This window comes from Ruegeria sp. B11, assembly GCF_056539785.1.
Genome location: NZ_JBQFVO010000008.1, coordinates 34,812 through 50,949 on the forward strand (window position 1 = coordinate 34,812; position 16,138 = coordinate 50,949).

At 57.2% G+C, this 16,138-nt stretch carries 15 protein-coding genes; 10 read left to right on the plus strand and 5 right to left on the minus strand.

What is annotated here, in order from left to right; genetic code table 11:
- Positions 1-61: 61 nt before the first annotated feature.
- From ACR0I1_RS19140 to ACR0I1_RS19185, 10 genes are all read left to right on the plus strand, one after another.
- Positions 62-847 carry a trypsin-like serine peptidase gene (locus ACR0I1_RS19140; protein ID WP_170423291.1) on the plus strand — a complete coding sequence of 262 codons (786 nt, stop codon included), beginning with the start codon at positions 62-64 and terminating at the stop codon, positions 845-847.
- Positions 847-1,662, plus strand: a complete 816-nt coding sequence (locus ACR0I1_RS19145; RefSeq protein ID WP_480707557.1) for a trypsin-like serine peptidase — start codon at positions 847-849, stop codon at positions 1,660-1,662. The genes ACR0I1_RS19140 and ACR0I1_RS19145 overlap by 1 nt, the downstream gene beginning before the upstream one ends.
- A 122-nt stretch (positions 1,663-1,784) precedes the next feature.
- Positions 1,785-2,252, plus strand: coding sequence for an Hsp20 family protein (locus ACR0I1_RS19150; RefSeq protein ID WP_170395206.1), 468 nt, complete (start codon positions 1,785-1,787; stop codon positions 2,250-2,252).
- A 223-nt stretch (positions 2,253-2,475) separates the two neighbouring features.
- Positions 2,476-2,907 (plus strand): hypothetical protein, encoded by a 432-nt coding sequence (locus ACR0I1_RS19155; protein WP_170515464.1) that lies wholly within the window; start codon positions 2,476-2,478, stop codon positions 2,905-2,907.
- Between the two features lie 209 nt (positions 2,908-3,116).
- Positions 3,117-4,196: a hypothetical protein gene (locus ACR0I1_RS19160; RefSeq protein WP_480707558.1), complete on the plus strand. Its 1,080-nt coding sequence runs from the start codon at positions 3,117-3,119 to the stop codon at positions 4,194-4,196.
- 317 nt (positions 4,197-4,513) lie between these two features.
- Entirely contained in the window at positions 4,514-5,638 is a 1,125-nt protein-coding gene (locus ACR0I1_RS19165) for a hypothetical protein (protein WP_480707559.1), read from the plus strand.
- Between the two features lie 75 nt (positions 5,639-5,713).
- Positions 5,714-7,645 (plus strand): AAA family ATPase, encoded by a 1,932-nt coding sequence (locus ACR0I1_RS19170; RefSeq protein ID WP_480707560.1) that lies wholly within the window; start codon positions 5,714-5,716, stop codon positions 7,643-7,645.
- A 366-nt stretch (positions 7,646-8,011) separates the two neighbouring features.
- Positions 8,012-9,349, plus strand: coding sequence for a DUF6638 family protein (locus ACR0I1_RS19175; protein WP_480707561.1), 1,338 nt, complete (start codon positions 8,012-8,014; stop codon positions 9,347-9,349).
- A gap of 1 nt (position 9,350) precedes the next feature.
- The gene (locus ACR0I1_RS19180) at positions 9,351-9,617 is read left to right on the plus strand and encodes a hypothetical protein (protein WP_170395242.1); all 267 of its coding nucleotides are present in this window, start codon (positions 9,351-9,353) and stop codon (positions 9,615-9,617) included.
- Between the two features lie 10 nt (positions 9,618-9,627).
- The gene (locus tag ACR0I1_RS19185; RefSeq protein ID WP_170395244.1) at positions 9,628-10,272 is read left to right on the plus strand and encodes a DUF1523 family protein; all 645 of its coding nucleotides are present in this window, start codon (positions 9,628-9,630) and stop codon (positions 10,270-10,272) included.
- A 38-nt stretch (positions 10,273-10,310) separates the two neighbouring features.
- Here ACR0I1_RS19185 and ACR0I1_RS19190 read toward each other — a convergent pair whose 3' ends face one another.
- The 5 genes from ACR0I1_RS19190 to ACR0I1_RS19210 form a co-directional block, all read right to left on the minus strand.
- Positions 10,311-11,405 (minus strand): flagellar basal body P-ring protein FlgI, encoded by a 1,095-nt coding sequence (locus tag ACR0I1_RS19190; RefSeq protein ID WP_480707562.1) that lies wholly within the window; start codon positions 11,403-11,405, stop codon positions 10,311-10,313.
- Entirely contained in the window at positions 11,402-12,409 is a 1,008-nt protein-coding gene (locus tag ACR0I1_RS19195) for a flagellin (RefSeq protein WP_480707563.1), read from the minus strand. Before ACR0I1_RS19195 ends, ACR0I1_RS19190 begins: the two co-directional genes overlap by 4 nt.
- A gap of 2 nt (positions 12,410-12,411) precedes the next feature.
- Positions 12,412-13,863: a flagellar hook-associated protein FlgK gene (flgK, locus tag ACR0I1_RS19200; protein WP_480707564.1), complete on the minus strand. Its 1,452-nt coding sequence runs from the start codon at positions 13,861-13,863 to the stop codon at positions 12,412-12,414.
- A 33-nt stretch (positions 13,864-13,896) separates the two neighbouring features.
- Positions 13,897-15,192 (minus strand): flagellar hook protein FlgE, encoded by a 1,296-nt coding sequence (locus tag ACR0I1_RS19205; protein WP_255611994.1) that lies wholly within the window; start codon positions 15,190-15,192, stop codon positions 13,897-13,899.
- 98 nt (positions 15,193-15,290) lie between these two features.
- Positions 15,291-16,130, minus strand: a complete 840-nt coding sequence (locus tag ACR0I1_RS19210) for a flagellar motor protein MotB (RefSeq protein ID WP_480707565.1) — start codon at positions 16,128-16,130, stop codon at positions 15,291-15,293.
- Positions 16,131-16,138: the final 8 nt, after the last annotated feature.

Genomic DNA, 16,138 nt, shown 5'->3' on the forward strand with positions numbered 1-16,138 from the left:
CCTATTTTCGCCGCACCAACGGCATACGAATCTTGGTCGGACCTCATGACCGGAGACCCGCGTGCGCAACTGGATCACGGCTATTGTCTTCAGCTTGCTGCCCTTGGCAGGACAGGCGCAGGATACTGGGCTTAGGAGCCTGGAAACCACCGATGCTGGGCGCGAGTGGATGGCAGTTGGTCGACTGGATATCGACGGCACCGGGTTTTGTACCGGATCGCTGATATCTCCGACTCTGGTACTGACGGCTGCGCATTGTCTGTACGATAAAACCACGAAACAGCGAATTAATCCGGCCCGGATCGAGTTTCTGGCCGGTTGGCGCCTTGGTTCCGCCTCGGCTTATCGTCCGGCGCGTCGAACAGTGGTTCACCCCGACTATGTTTATGAAGGCAATGTTTCTGCAACGCGGGTGCGTCATGATATTGCGCTGATCGAGCTGTGGCAGCCGATCCGCAACACCTCGGTCATTCCTTTCGAAACCGGACGCCGTCCTGCCCGCGGTCAAGAGGTGGGGGTTGTCTCGTACGCGCATGACCGCGCCGAAGCGCCAGCACTGCAGGAAGTCTGTTCCGTCATTGGGCGACAGGCTGGAATTCTGGTTATGTCCTGCAACGTGGATTTCGGGGCATCCGGCGCGCCGATCTTTTCGTTTGACGGCGAGCGGCCACGCATTGTGTCGGTCGTTGCAGCGAAGGCCGAATTGCAGGGTCAACGCGTTGCGCTGGGCACCGCCTTGGATGAATCGCTGGAATTGTTGCGGGCCGAGCTTTCGCAGGGGCGGGGTATGAACGCCACATTGGACAACAACACCAAAAACCTCGGAGCAAAGTTCCTTAAGCCATGATGCGTGTTTTATTAAGTATCACCTTGCTTGTTTCTATTCTCGCAACTGCCGCGCAGGCCCAGACCAGCGGCAAGCGCCGACTGACGGATCGCGATGATCTGTATGGGTGGGAGGCGGTCGGACGTCTGGATATTGGCGAACAGGGCTTTTGCACCGGTACTTTGATCGCAAAGGACATCGTGCTGACAGCGGCGCATTGCGCTGTGAGCAAGGCCACCGGAAAACCCTATGCCCCCGGTGAATTGACCTTTCGCGCCGGTTTGAGCGACGGTCAGGCGCTTGCGGATCGCAAGGTCATCCAGATTGCGACCCATCCCGAGTTTGTTGCCAATGCGCCGGTATCGGCGTCACGTGTTCGAATTGATGTGGCTCTAATGCGGCTGGAAGAGCCGATTCCCTATTCGATTGCTGATCCGTTCGCCCTGCACAGCGGCCGCGTCAGCGACAGCGAAATCAGCGTCGCCTCGTATGGTCGCGGTCGGGCCGAGGCGATCACGCGCCAACGCTCTTGCCGCATCCTGCAACGCGGGCAGGGGCTGATCAGCTTTGATTGCGATATTACATTCGGTTCGTCGGGCTCCGCTATTTTAGCAAAAAAAGGCTCGCGTTGGCAGATCCTGTCGGTTGTTTCGGCGGGCGCATCGGATGGTCAACGCAAGATCGGCTACGGGATGGAGCTGTCGGGGATTGTCTCGGAACTCAAGGCGATATTGCGTCGTGACGCGCCCCGACCCACGGCAACAATCCGCAGATTGCAGCCGGGTTCAGCCAAGTCCAGTTCGGGTGCTAAATTCCTCAGCGCGGGCGGGTCTTGAACCCGGTCCTTTTACTTCCCATCTGAGTTTTACCGGATCGCCAAAGCTGGGGTCCGGCATAAATCACCGCCCGTCCATTTCGGAGGGCAATTTTGTGAATCGCTCAAAGATGAGGATACGACATGCGTACATTTGACTTCGCACCACTTCACCGCGCAACCATCGGTTTCGACCAGATTGCAGACATGATGGACCGGGTTTTGACCAATGACGTGGCTCAGCCCAGCTATCCCCCTTACAACATCGAAAAGACCGATGCTGATACCTACCGCATTTCGGTCGCTGTTGCCGGGTTTTCCGAGGCCGATCTGTCGGTTGAGGTAAAGGAAAATTCTCTGGTGGTTTCCGGCAAGAAAGCTTCGGACGAAAAAGAGCGCAGCTACCTGCACCGTGGCATCGCCACCCGCGCGTTCGAGCGCCGCTTTGCTCTGGCCGACCACGTTCGTGTCACCGGCGCGAGCCATGAAAACGGCATGCTGAACATCGATCTGAAGCGCGAAGTGCCAGAAGCGCTGAAACCGCGCCGGATCGAAATTTCGTCTGGCAAGGCCATTGAAAAGGACGTGGTTGACGCCAAAGCCGTGAACTGAGGCTGTTGATCACTTAGCGACAGTCCCGCCTCTCTGGGTTGTCGCACCACACGCCCCGCGTTCCTCCAGGCGCGGGGCGAAGTTGTATCCATCGCAACACGGACATGGTGGGCAACACGTTTTCACGAAAATCTGGCAATAGTTTAGGTCGTCAGGCTAGTCTCTTCTGGAACACTTCAATGAACTGAATTTCGTTCAGTGCCTTCAGAGGGAGACGAAATAGATGCGAATGAAATCCGTTTTTGCCGCTATGGTCTGTGCCGTTGTTGCATCGACCACACTGACCGCGACACCAACCCGTGCCAACGATACAGGAGCGCTTATCGCTGGGGTCGCGTTGGGTGTGCTGGGAGCGTCGATCGCCAAACACCATCACAAGCACGGATCAAAATACCAGAAGCATCCGCACGTTTCGCCCGAGGAGAATGCGATCGGGCTTTGTATGCATCGGACCCACACCGCCATGAGCAATCAGGGCTACTATGCCGTCGATTTTGAGCGGACGCTTTCCTATACGACGAATTCTGATGGCATCGATCTGATTGATTTGGAGGTCGCGCGCTCAAAGGACAGCAATGATGCGCGGAGCCACATAAAAGCCCATTGCGCTATTCAAGATGATTCTGTGGTTAATTTCCGGTATTCGAACTACTGAGCTTGCCATCGGCAGCTTCAACTTAAGAAATCCAAGAGCTTCTATTTTCCCTTCTGAAAACCAGCGGGCAATGTGTCTCGGCCTTGTCTCTGCGTCTATCTTTTTAGCGTCGAGTTTGTCACAGTCTTGGTGATTTGGAGACCTAAGGGGATGTAAATTTCCATAACATTCCCTATGTCATTGGATGATAAGAAGAATAGGGATAGCAGATGTCGAACCAGCAATTCGAAGCATTGATTCAAGAGACGCAACAGAAAGTCCGCGAAAGCCAGTCGCAGATTGAAGGCTTGACCTCACGGATCGAAGCGGCGCGTGCCAAGATCGGAACCGCAGAGGCAGATATCGACATTGAAAATGCCACTTTGGAAGATGTGCACGCCCATACCGAGGTGATGAACGCCAACATCGCTGAGCTGATCATGGGGCTCGACGACGTGACCAACGCGTTTTCCAAGGATTTCGACGAAATGCGTTCGAAAACCGGGTGGGAGTCGTTCGTCGGCATCTTCGCCAAGGCCAAATCCGAGTCCATGCGGCAGGAACGCATGCGCACCGCCAATATCGACGACAAGCTACAGGACCTGATCGCTAAATCGGATGTGATCGTCAAACTGCTTGAAGGACAGTTGGCCGTGCTGGAAGAACAGCGCGTCAAGGTCGAGGACAACCTGACCGTCACGCTGGACGACCGCGAGGCGACCGTGGCCGAACTGGAGGCTTTGCGGGCAGAGATTCAGGGCATGGACCCGGCGATCATCACGCTGGAAAACAAGATCAGCGTCGAACAGGATGCCGCCGCGCGGACTCAGTTGGAAACCGAACTGGCTGACCTGAATAAGCAATACAACGCCAAGGTTCAGGAAGAGCAGGTCAAGCTGGCCAAATCCCAGACGCTGGAACGCTATATCGAAAAGGGTAAAACCTGGGTCGATTCACTCCAGAACCAGGCGGCGACGCAGATGGTGCTGATCAACAAGCTGCAGACAGATACGCAACAGCGCGTGGTGCTGTATGATGCCCTGACCAAATCGCTGAAAACCGCGCAGCAGCAGGACGTGGCCCACCGCATCAACGAGATCGGCGTGCAAACTGACCAAGAGGCGCAGACGGCGATGGCCGCCATCGGCACCGCGACCAACCAGAAAATGGCCGACATGCTTGAGGCGCATGAGGACCACATGGTCTTTGCCCGCGACGTGCTGGAGAAAAAGGCCAAGGCGGATGAGCGGTTCGCGCGGCGCTTTGCCTCGATTGTCGAGAAGCATGATAAGAATTTGTATGGTGGTTAAGTGCGTTTCGCTCACCAACAATTTCTATTACTAGCAGTTAGTCTTGGTCCCTTGGAGGTGCCGAGATTCTTGGAAAAAATTGGTTTTATAGATCAGAAGCCGACTTATCCTAAAGTGCTACAGGCATTGCTTATTGCAGTAATTGCGGCTTGCTTAATGCGACTTCTGTGTTGGTTGAGTTGGGGCAGCGAAAGGGGGCGGCGTTTTCAGTACTCGGTTGGGATCAACCCTCAAGTAGTACTGCATAGTGTCGGTTCGCCTCTCTTTAGATGGTGGTTTCATATCGACAAAAACGGGAAGGACTTGGACGCCCCAAGATGACCGATACCAACCCCACCCAAGACCATGTCGGCCTGACCGACACCTTCGCCTCACGCCGCTATTTCCGCAAATTCGAAGTCATCACCCTCCACCTCCTGCGCGTGGCCGCGACGATGGAGGCGGAGGGCGCAATCAGCAAGCAAGAGGTGCGGATCGTGTCGCGCTACCTCTCGGGGCTGCTCTACACCTTCCGCGCGCTTTCCATGAAGTATCTGCTGGTCGGTCGCGATACGGGACGGTTTTTTGGCAGCCTTGCGATGGACAAGCGTGACAGCGGGTTTCCGGTGGCGGCTGAGCTGCTGACCATGGCCAATGACGCGCAGCAGGCGCAGGTGCATCTGGCGAATATGCCGTCCGAGGATGACCTAAAAACTGACATGGTGCGGACGATCATTGGGGATCAGGAAATCCCCACCAAGCTGCAATTCGCGCTGTCACAAAGGCTCTACTATGAGGAATTGCTGAAAGGTCAGCTGTTCTGGGCCCGCAACGATCCCGAATGCCACTGGATCGGGAATGAGGGCGAACGGCGCAAGTTCATGATCCAGTGGGCGGTCTATGACAGCCAGATCAACCTGCCGGTGATCTATCTGATGCAGCTGGAGGATAGCGGCAAAACCGCCCTTCCCAAAGACCAACGCCGCTGGCCCGAAGTGCAGGCGCATCTGATGGCGCAGTCTCTGGGCGGGTTGAAACTGGTGACCATAGCCAAAGGGTTCGATCAGGATTTCGACGACCTGCACCCCAAACACCTGCGCCGCATCCATGTGGGGCCGATGTATTCTTCGGCCTATACCGAGCAATCTGGTCCTTTGAGGCAGGTGCTGGAGGATGCGCAATCTCCGCAAGGTCAAGATTGGGCGCTGGCCTGGACCACAGAAGAGTTGGAAAGCGAAGAGGTGATCGAAGAACGCGCCGGCTGGTTTTCTACTGTTGAGCGCGAGGTCTTTGCGCTCGACCCATTCGGCGCGCAAGGGGCCGAAACCGGGGCCACCCGCACACAACGGTCGATCATCTTGCCCCAGCGTCCGTTTCAGGTGCTGGCCGAACGCAACCCGCCGGGATTCGCCGATGTGCGCAAGTTTGTTGTTAGCAAAGCCGGACAGGTGCTGAGATATTGAGACCAGTGGCGGGCTGAAGCCCGCCCTACGTGATTAGAGTAGGCCGGGCTTCAGCCCGGCATTGCGAGGAAGAAGATGAGTTTGACGTCAGATCAGATGGAATTGCGCGAAGACGACATTCGTAAGCACTATCCGGCAGCGACTGCCTTGCTGAATGGTTTCGAGCATGCTCCACGGATTGCCAAAGCGGTTGAAACGACTGTCGAACGGTCTCCTGGTGTCTCTACCGGGCGGCGCTTTCGGTCGACGACGCCGGGGTTGGTGACGCGTCGTACTGCTCGCAAGGACGGGGTGCATCTGGTTGAACGAATCGAGGCATCGGACGATGGCGATGCGCTGGTCTCACCACCACAGGCGACCACGCAACAGGCGATACGACGTGCCATCGCCATCGCTCTGGCCATGGCTGAGGCTTATGCGGACCAGACCCCGCTTGCCGATCTTAAACGCGCCAATCTGGCCGGAGATCTGCCTGCCGCGCGCAAGACCGAATTCTCTGAACTGCTGACGGCCGAGGCTCTGATCACCTCGCACACCTTCGGCAATGCGCTGGCGTACTTGATGTCCTCGCATCTGGGAGAGACCACTGTCGATATCGGTGAGATCGAAGAGGTTCTGACCGACAACGGCCAACTCGCCTTGCACGGCGCGCTGTGGGAGTTGGACCAGACCCTTGCCAAACACGCCCCCGATGATGCCCACCTGATCGCGGCCACCAGCGCCTATGCCGAGCAACTGTTGGAAAAGGTCGCTCTACGCGCCCAGTCCGCAGGCCATCTGGCACCGTTCCAGAGTGCCGCCTGGCATATCGAGGCCGATGATCTGACAATCCGGGGGTTCGAGCCCGCCTCAAAAGCCAAATCCACCACTCTGACCATGACGTTCAAGAAGCCGAACGAGGTGGTCGGCAACCATATCGCCAAGTATCAGGCGATGAAGCTGGCCAAGATGGTGATGGCCTATGATTTCGACCGCCGCCTGAACCCGTTCGCGGAACTTGGCGGGTTCATCTTTACCTTCATGGGCGACGGCAAACCGGGCACCGGCAAGACCACCCTGATCCAGATGATGGCCGGGCTGATCAATGACTATTGTCAGAACGCGGGCTATCCGTTTCGCTATCAAAACCTGAGCACCGACAATATCGACAGCTATCAGGGCAAATCCGGCCAGAACGCCAAGGCGTTTATCAATACGATCATCGACCCCACGGTTATCGGCTTCGGCACCATCGACGATATCGACCAACTGGCGGGCAAACGCGGCGACCGGCAGTCCTCAGCCGGGCAGCTGGAAATCACCGCCGTGCTGATGGAGAGCTTTGCAGGCGCCAACACCGTCGTGCGCGGCAACTGCACCTTTGGCATGTTCTCGAACTACCCCGAGAATGTGGACGACGCCTTGCGTCAGCGGGCGGGCGCGCGGTTCCTGGTGGACGGCCCGCAAACGCGGGAGGATTATATCGACATCCTGCACCTGCTGATGGGACGCAACCACGACATTCCGCTGGGCGAGCACGAAGCCTATGCCGCGCAGGAGATCAAGAAGGCCGTCGCCGCCAGTTTCGAAAGCCACTCCCGCCCGCATGAGGACGCTTTGCTGCAGGTCTATGACCGGGTCTCCGGCGAGATCGGCCAGATGGACACCATCGCCAAGCTGGGCACCTACCTCAAGGCGATCCAGCAGGCGGATGAGCGCTTTACAGGCCGCGCGATCAAGAACATCACCGACGCGGTCAAGGTCCGCGCGATGGATTTCGAACTGCCCGATGAGTGGATGGAAAACCCCGACCTGTTCCTATTCCGCGACTACGACACCAAGAAGGCGATGATCGAAGACCTGCGCCAGCCGATCACGGTGGAAATGGTGATGCAAGAGATCAACCGCTACGCCGACAGCGAGTTCCGCTATGCTGACAAGAGCGACGAGGTCGCCATCGAAAACGCCGTGCGCGAGATGGGCCGGATGGAGGAGGCCAAGCGGCGGTATCTGGAGGGGAAGGGGTGAGTATTTTCCGACTAGCCATCGTCGTCGCGATATTTTCTTTCGTTCCAGCGATTTTCATGACCGTAACGATTTGCGGTTGGAAGGGTTTATCACCTGAGAACTTTCGTATTGTTCGCACATGCTCAGTGACGGACCCACCAAGCGAAGTGTTTTTTGGCTTTCTGACAATTGCAGGCATTTTGTGCGTGGCCGCCACAGTATTGTACTATTTTTGGCGGTGAGTTTCGAAATGACAAGTTTAGCTTTGACACATTCAATAATCGCGGCGCAGCCGCGACGCGCCCGACCCGCCCCCCAGGGCGGGCGCGTTCCGCACCCACCCTCGTGCCGGGTGCATCGCTACCGTTGCGCGGGAAGGCATATGTCATGATCCGCCTCATCGAAAAAGGCCTGATGTTCGGCAACCTCGTCCACATCTCCAGCCCGGCTCTGGTCGAGCGGTATAACCGCGCACTGCAACATCTGGCGGGCAAGACCACGGCGCTGACGGATTTCCATGTGGATATCTCGGGTTTTTCTCCGGAAGTGGGGATTGAGCTTGAGGATGAGCTCTACCTCAACCCCAACGGGGTCAACCGGCAGTTCATCCTGCTGACGACCGAGCAGAAGCACGCGCCTTTGCTGAACGTCAAATTCTCGACCTCGCGCGATATTCTGCGCGAATTCATCGAGATGAACGAGGCACAGTTGTTTGCCCTGACCGCCACCGATGCGGTGGCCGGAGAGCTGGTGAACTCGGTCATCAAACTCACCACGCCCCGCGATCTGCTGAACCTGCGCAAGATCGAGATCGAGGCAGACACCGCAGGCGGCACTCTGCGCAAAGCGCAACAACTGGCGGGCATGGTCGAACGCTTCAAAACCGAAGAGGACGCTTGGTTCGACGATGTGCTAATCGCCAAGATGATCGAAACCGCCAAAGAAACTGGCGACGTAACGCGCAATCCGGTGCGCCTGCGCCATACCGCTTTCGAGCAGCGTAATTTCTGGACGGCACACTTTGGCGGGCTCTACCTGTTCCCGGATATGGATCACCCGGCGGCGATTTGCATAGGCGAAAAGCCCGACGATATGCCGATCAAATACATTTTTGACCCGTCGCAGCGGAACCAGATTGCCAAGTTTCTCGACTACAACGATCTGGTTGAACCTATCGTTAAGGCGCGCGGCGTGGATGCTGCCGCGATCCTGCAACAGAAAATGGATTTTCTGACCATTGCTGCGGCTGCTGACGCAGACGTTGATCTGAGCGGGCTGGATCGCAGCGACATGCGCCGACTGGCACGCAACCACGCGGATCGCCTGCCCGAGGCGTACCACGGCCTCGCACAACTGTTGCGCTGGGCGACAGATGGTGGGCGCTGGCCACGCATCACCTCGGATCATCCCGCCTATTTCTACACATTGCGCGCAGCCGATACGCCGAACCGCGATCTGGTGAATATGCTGTTGACCGAATTGGCTCCGCTGGATCCGCGGCAGATGTTCATCTGCCACAAGGAATTGTTTTATAGTACTTACAGGACCTGGCCCGAGACCAAGAAAGCCTATGTTGCCGACTTCCTTGCCCGCGAGTATCAGGTGGACAAGGCTGGTGCGCGGGCGGCTCTATTTGGTCATGAACCGGATATGACCGGCAATGACCGGGTCAGCGAAACAGTGATCGCACGGGTCGGCCCTTGGGGCGCGGTCAGGAGAGATTAAGATGTTCGGAGCGATGCGCCTGTTTCTGATCCTGCTGGTGATCCAGACGATTGCCTATTTCGCGCTGTCCTTTTATTCGCGAGGAGTTAGGCGGCGAAAGTTGGAGACGTGGTGGGACGAAAAGGGCAAAACCGGTAACAAAGAAGCGTTTGTTGCGCGTGGTTTGCACGTCTACGACAACTCATTCCGGCGCAAACTGATTTTGGGTGTCTATATTGTACCTTGGGTGGCGATTGGCGCGCTGATCTACATCGTGAATTACATGTGAGGGTTAAGGCATGGCCTATGTGAAATGGGCGTTCATTATCATCTTCTGGGGCACGATCGCCGTGATCTTGCAGTATTCCCTACCGCAGCACGATGTGGTGCGGATCGTCAACACCTATGAGGAACGTCAGGACCTGACGGACTGGACGCGAATTTTCTGGTCCGAGCCTGAAGATCAATCCACCAGCCTGTCAAACCGCGATGTACAGTTCATTCAGGCCGTACGCGCCAACGGGAAGCCCATTGTCTATCGCAACGAAGACACCGGTTGGGGCTGGCCGCCTTATTTCAAGTTCGACACTGCGAATCTTTACACCGAGGCCAACGATGCCAAGTCGACCAAAGATAACCCCGATTGGGTGGTCGTAACGCATTACGGCTGGCGCAATGAGTTCATGTCGATTTTTCCCAACGCAATTTTCATCCGGCATGTCGAGGGGCCGGATGTCCGCATCATCCCGTGGTTCAATATCGTCTTCCTGACTGTGTTTGCTGCGCTGGTTTGGGCCATCTGGGTTCGATGGCGGCGGTTTCGGCAAAAGAAGATCGATCCTGTTTTGGAGAACATGGAAGATGGTCTTTACGCCGCTGGTGATGCAATAGATGAAAAGCGCAAGGGCTTTCGCCGCTGGCTGGACAGTTGGAAATCCAAGTAAAGTGGTACACCAAAAGGCGTGCGCTGTGGTCTGACTGCTCATCTCACGATGAACTCTGCATGAAGTGCCCCGGCAGCTTTGATGGTTTTCAGGATGTCGATCATATCGCGTGGCGACACGCCCAAGGCGTTCAACCCGGCGACCACTTCGGACAAGGTGGTTGCCTCGGGGATTTCTGCAAGCCCCGTTCCTTCTTCCTCTTCGATCCCAGCGTAGGTGCGCGGAACAACGACTGTTTCGCCTCGCGCAAACGGATTTGGCTGAACAGCAATCGGGGCTTCCTCGACTGTGAGGGTCAAGTTGCCCTGCGATACCGCGACGCGTGAAATCCTGACGTTCCGACCCATAACAATTGTGCCGGATCTCTGATCCACCACGACGCGGGCCTTGCTTTCGGGTTCGACCAGTATGTTTTCAATACGTCCAATCGCATGCGCGGTTGATACGGCCCGCGTCGCCTCAATGCTCAACTCCACAGTGCCGGAATCGCGCATGAGTGCGACGGCGCGGTTGAATTCTCTGTTGATGGCGGCCTCAATGCGGCTTGCGGTCGTGAAATCCGGTTCTCTCAGCGCCAGTCTGAATTGAGTCAAATCAGCAAGCTGAAAATCGATCTCGCGCTCCACACGCGCGCCCGAGGGTATGACGCCCGATGTCGGCACCCCGCTTACAACCGACGCTGCTTCGCCTTCAACCGCAGCGCCTCCGGCTAGCACTGTCCCTTGCGCCACGGCATAAATCTGACCATCTGCTGCATTCAGGGGTGTCATGATCAATGTCCCCCCAAGAAGTCCTTTGGAATCTCCAATGGCAGAGACGGTGACGTCAATCTGACCGCCGACGCGCGCGAAGGGTGGTAGGGTGGCGGTGACCAAAACGGCGGCGACGTTTTTGGGGCGAAAATCTTCGCCATTCACGTTTACACCCAGCCGTTCGAGAATGTTGGACATAATCTCTTCGGTGAACGGAGAATTGCGCAAGCCGTCGCCGGTGCCATTCAGGCCAACCACAAGGCCGTAGCCAACCAGATCATTGCCGCGGACACCGTCGAAATCCACCAGATCTTTCAGGCGTATTGCCCCGGCATTGGCAATGCACGGTAAGACTATCAAAAGGAATGCGAGTATCTTCATCTTAAGAAATTCACCAGTGACAGGTTGGCATTGCGAACGGTCACGGAATACAGACTCTCCAGTTGGAACTGCACGGTTTGCAACTGTGCCGCAGTCTCATAGGGATCTGCAGCGATCAACGCATTGCGCGCATGCTCAGCGCTGGTCTTTGCGGCGGCGTTGCGCGTTGCGGCTTGCTCCACACGCGCCTCAGCCGCGCCGACCTGGGCGCGCAAATTGACCGTCGCATCCTGTGTATTGGCCAGCTCAACACCAAGCTGCGTGAACATTGCGGTTCGTAGATCAGGCGTCCATCCAAGCGCATCATTTGTGGCCAGAGCCGCAACCGCAACATCGCGCAAAGCGTCCTTGAGCGCGGGGTCTGTCGCAGTGATCGGAAGCGTGATCCGCTCGTTCTCGGAAATCTGCATCGGAGCCAAGGTGCCCGTACCACCTTGATATATCACCGCATCAAATCCGGCGGGGTCGTTGAACCAATCCTCAGCGGCCTGTTGGATATCTGTTAGGGAGGTCAGTCCGGTCAATTCGGCCTGCAGCGCTGTCAATAATGTTTCAGCGGAGGGCAGAGGTGAGACGTCAGTCGACGTTCCGGAATACAGGCTGCGCCCTCCCGCCCGCGTATTCAGGGCTGAGATCATTGTGTCGAGCTCATTTCGTGCCTGAACCGATGCTTGTTCATGTGTCACGGTCTGGTTCGCCGTGCCGAATGATAGCAGCGACGCTGACATCTCGGCGACCGAGCCGCTTAGCGTTGTCAGGCTCAATTGCATTGCGTCCGTGAATAGCCGCGCCTCGGCGGTGGCGATGGAAAGCGCGTCCAACCGTTCCAGGCTGCGATCTAGATCCAGTAGGTGCGAGTAATCACCACCCAGACGGCCCGAGATATCCTGCACCTTGCCGGTGGACATCTCATACGACAGTGTTTCGATTTGTGATTTGATCTCGGCGCTGCGAGTTCTGAGGGTAAGACCGCGGGCCAGATCCCCGATCGAATTCAGTGTCATGTTCATAACCTCAACAGGGTATCCATCAGTTCATCCACGACGGCGACGATGCGTGCGTTTGCGGCATAGGCCTGCTCGATCTGCATCAAGCGCTGCAGTTCCGCGTCACTGTCAACACCTTGCTCCGCGACGATTTTTTGCATCTCCAGCTGCGCGTTTGCTGCAAAACTGCTGCGCTGGTCAGCTGTGTGTGCGTTTGCCCCGGCTTTGGAAAGCAACGCCTCGGCGATCTCGGCCGCGCGCATCGTGCCTGTCCCAAACCCCACGCTGGGGGCCGGGCGCGAGTCGGTCAGAACGGCCCCAAAAGCTTGCAACTGGCTGGCATCACCCGGCGCACCGAGGGTCAATGCCCCCAGACCCGCGCGTAATCTCCAGCTGTCACCCCCTGCATCCGGGTCGACCACAACATTTAGTGAGATGCGCGACGCAAGACCGGTTTCAGAAACCGGATCAAAGCGGCTGCCGTTATCCGTGAAGACGCCCGGATCGGTCGCGGCAGCGGTCGGGTCCAACCCGGTGGTTTCAAAGCGCTCGATCAGGTCGCGGGCGACGGCGTCCAGATCGGCTTGCGTTTCGACGGTCAGTTCGTCGCGGACCGAGAACTGGGCCATCAATGCGCCGCCTCGGATTTGGGCGAACTCTCCGCTCACGCGAACGGGTCGGCCGTTGATCTCGAGCCCGGACAACAACCCGTTGCCAATGGTCATATGCGGCATGGTATCGCCTGTGGTCGAGAACGAAAACTCGGCCGCGGTTCCTTCCAGCAGGATCAACCCGCCATCGGAATAGAGGGAAATCTGATCATTATCGCGCGCGATCGCGTTGACAGGCACCAACTCGTTGACTTGATCGACCAGAATCTGACGATGATCCAACAGCGCGCCAATATCACCGCCCGAATTGCGGACAGCGGGGATACGAGCATTCAGTTTCTCGATGTCTTTCAGAGTCTGATTCAGCGTATCGACCTGTTTGCCTATCGTGCGATCCGCATCGGATCGCATTTGCCGCACCCCTTCGGACGCTGTATTGAGCGCTGTGCTCAATGTACCGCCTGCACGGGCGGCCTGATCCAGCCGTTGGGCTGAGCCGGGCAGGCTTGCAGCTGTAATCAGGCTGCTTTCGAATTGGGCCAGTCTGGACGAGATCGAAGTGGCATCGTCGGCTGCCCCCAACAGTTTCTCGTAACTTGAATGAAATTGCGCCACGGTTTTGGCTGCCATCAGGTCTGCATCGGTCGCACGGCGGTTTGCGATCAGTACCGGATCCTGGTGCCGAGTGATACCAACGACACGAACGCCATTACCGGAAACTGTGCTGGTCGCCAGTTCAAGCGATCTGCGGGCATATCCCGGGGTCAACGCGTTGGCGATGTTTCCTGAAACCACCGCCGCACCACGGCTGGCTGCGCTCAGCCCGCCCAGAGCGTTGTTCAGTGCTGTCGACATATTCATCGGACGCATCCCTTTCGTTGATCAATCATCATGTCAGCGTTTGATATTGGTGGTTTCCTGCAGCATCTCATCCACAGTCTGAATGACCTTGGCGCTTGAGGAATAGGCCCGCTGGGTCTGGATCATTGAAGTCAACTCGGTGGCGACATCGGTGGTCGATTCCTCGCGTGCAAAAGACACAAGATCGCCCGTCGGCCCCTCGCCTGCGTTCCACAAGAAGAAGGTACCGCTGTCACGCGAGGGGGCATAGGTCTGACTGTCCAGTGCCGTCAGGCCGTTTGGATTCGGCACATCGGCCAGTGGAATCTGGAACATCCGGCGACTGACCCCAGTATCATAGAAAGCATAGACATAGCCGTTCTCATCAACCTGTACGCTTGTCATCGTGCCAACGGCCGAACCATCGCGTGTGATCGAAACCGGAGCAAAGGTATCGGAAAGCTGTGTAATGCCGTCCGCATCGCCGATCTGGCCGATGTTGATCTCCATTGGTCCGCCGGCGACGTTGACGACAACGCTGCCGTTTGCCGGGTCATAGGCACCGCCGGTCACGGCGGTGACGCTGGCTAGTGTACCACCGGCTGTACGGCTATCGGTGAAGGTCAGGGTATATTCTCCGATGACAGCGCCGCCCGAGGCTGAATCGCGCAATGTCATGGTCCATTCATTGCTGCTGCCGGTTGCAGGAACGGTGGGGACCAATTCGATATCGACGCTTTCAGACTTGCCCAAATTGTCAAAATACTCGACCGACAAGGGCTGCGTGTCACCCGGAGCACCGGCGTCGGTCGCTGTTGCAGGCAGGTTCATCCGCAGGTTCATGGATGTTGTGGGGGCGCCCGAAAGTTGATTAACGCTTAGCTGAATGGGTTCCAGAGCGGCAGGCGTATCCCTCGGGACGCTGGGGATCGAGCCATCTGGGTTGGCACGCCAGCCAAGAAGTACAAGGCCGGATTGTGTGACCAGATACCCCTCCTCATTGGTGCGGAATGAGCCTGTCGTGGTCAGCAGCATCTCATTTGAACCTGACGCGATCTGCGAACTGGGACGGACAGGCAGCATGCCTCTACCGCGCACGGCCAGATCGGTTGAATTGTTGGTGGTTACCAGCGATCCGCGCTGATCTATCAGGCGTTGGCTGGTGGTTCTGACCCCGCCTGCCGAATAGCTGCCGCCCTGACCAGACGTGACCATGGAGTGAAAGTCGGTCTCGACCCTTTTATAGCCAAATGTCGATGAATTGGCGATGTTGTCAGAGATCGTGGCCAGCCTGTTGGCGTTGGCCTTCAACGCTGCCACACCGGCATTCAGCGAAGAGGATATGGTCATCGGTACGCCCTTTTGTTGCGTCATTCGTTGATGCAACACGTACCGCACTGGCCCTTAACAGCCGGCTAACAGCTAAAATGCTGTCTATCCTTTACCCGCTAAGGGTTGCGTAAAAAGATGATCTCAATCCGATTATTGCGTACCGCCATGGGGTTTTTATCCGAAAGCTCTCGGTCCGCGTGCCCAGTCACGCGGTCCAACCGCTGTGGCTGGATGCCTTTGTTCTGCAGCAGTTGGCGGGTGCTTTGCGCCCGCGCGGTCGACAGATCCCAGACCGGGTTATTCGCCAACACGACGGGCGCAGACCGCACATGCCCTTCAACCGCGATTGCGTTTGTCACCAGATCAGAAGACCGCGCTACCAAAAGTGTCAGCGCGCGCATCATTTGGGTTGGCGTGTCTGTCCCCGATTCGAACAACGGTTGTCCCTCAGTGGCGAACAGCTCGACCACCAGCCCTTCGTCGGTGACGCGGGTCACGATGTGCTTGCGCATCTTATCGGAAACAAGGCTTTCCCCAGCGCGCCCCAGCAACTGCGCCTCGAGCGACGAGAAATCTTCGAACGCACCCTTACCGCCGCCTTTCGCATCCACGCCGGTTGATCCGCGCGCCTGTTTTGCCTCGGTGGGGTTCCGATTGCTGGCACCTGATCCATCCATAACCATGGTTTTTTCCGAAAACATGTTGTCACCGCCGAAGGCACCATCACCACCGCCCGAGACCGGATTGACCGGAATCGTAGGCGAAAAATAATCCGCCAGACCCTTGCGTTGCGTCTCGGTCGTTGCATTCAGCAGCCACATCAACATGAAGAACGCCATCATGGCAGTGACAAAGTCCGCATAAGCGACCTTCCACGCACCACCGTGGTGAGCATCGCCACCCGATACACGTTTCTTCTTGATGATGATTGGCGCCGCATTGGATTGCGCACCCATCTCCACCA

Bases quoted from the DNA above. Each gene is read 5' to 3' on its own strand.
- ACR0I1_RS19190 (WP_480707562.1), bottom strand. From the start codon at position 11,405: ATGAAGATACTCGCATTCCTTTTGATAGTCTTACCGTGCATTGCCAAT.
- ACR0I1_RS19205 (WP_255611994.1), bottom strand. From the start codon at position 15,192: ATGACCATATCCTCTTCGCTGAATGCCGGTGTGGCAGCGTTGAAGGCC.
- flgK (WP_480707564.1), bottom strand. From the start codon at position 13,863: ATGAATATGTCGACAGCACTGAACAACGCTCTGGGCGGGCTGAGCGCA.
- ACR0I1_RS19155 (WP_170515464.1), top strand. From the start codon at position 2,476: ATGCGAATGAAATCCGTTTTTGCCGCTATGGTCTGTGCCGTTGTTGCA.
- ACR0I1_RS19150 (WP_170395206.1), top strand. From the start codon at position 1,785: ATGCGTACATTTGACTTCGCACCACTTCACCGCGCAACCATCGGTTTC.
- ACR0I1_RS19195 (WP_480707563.1), bottom strand. From the start codon at position 12,409: ATGACACTGAATTCGATCGGGGATCTGGCCCGCGGTCTTACCCTCAGA.
- ACR0I1_RS19210 (WP_480707565.1), bottom strand. From the start codon at position 16,130: ATGGGTGCGCAATCCAATGCGGCGCCAATCATCATCAAGAAGAAACGT.
- ACR0I1_RS19180 (WP_170395242.1), top strand. From the start codon at position 9,351: ATGTTCGGAGCGATGCGCCTGTTTCTGATCCTGCTGGTGATCCAGACG.
- ACR0I1_RS19165 (WP_480707559.1), top strand. From the start codon at position 4,514: ATGACCGATACCAACCCCACCCAAGACCATGTCGGCCTGACCGACACC.
- ACR0I1_RS19160 (WP_480707558.1), top strand. From the start codon at position 3,117: ATGTCGAACCAGCAATTCGAAGCATTGATTCAAGAGACGCAACAGAAA.
- ACR0I1_RS19185 (WP_170395244.1), top strand. From the start codon at position 9,628: ATGGCCTATGTGAAATGGGCGTTCATTATCATCTTCTGGGGCACGATC.
- ACR0I1_RS19175 (WP_480707561.1), top strand. From the start codon at position 8,012: ATGATCCGCCTCATCGAAAAAGGCCTGATGTTCGGCAACCTCGTCCAC.
- ACR0I1_RS19170 (WP_480707560.1), top strand. From the start codon at position 5,714: ATGAGTTTGACGTCAGATCAGATGGAATTGCGCGAAGACGACATTCGT.
- ACR0I1_RS19145 (WP_480707557.1), top strand. From the start codon at position 847: ATGCGTGTTTTATTAAGTATCACCTTGCTTGTTTCTATTCTCGCAACT.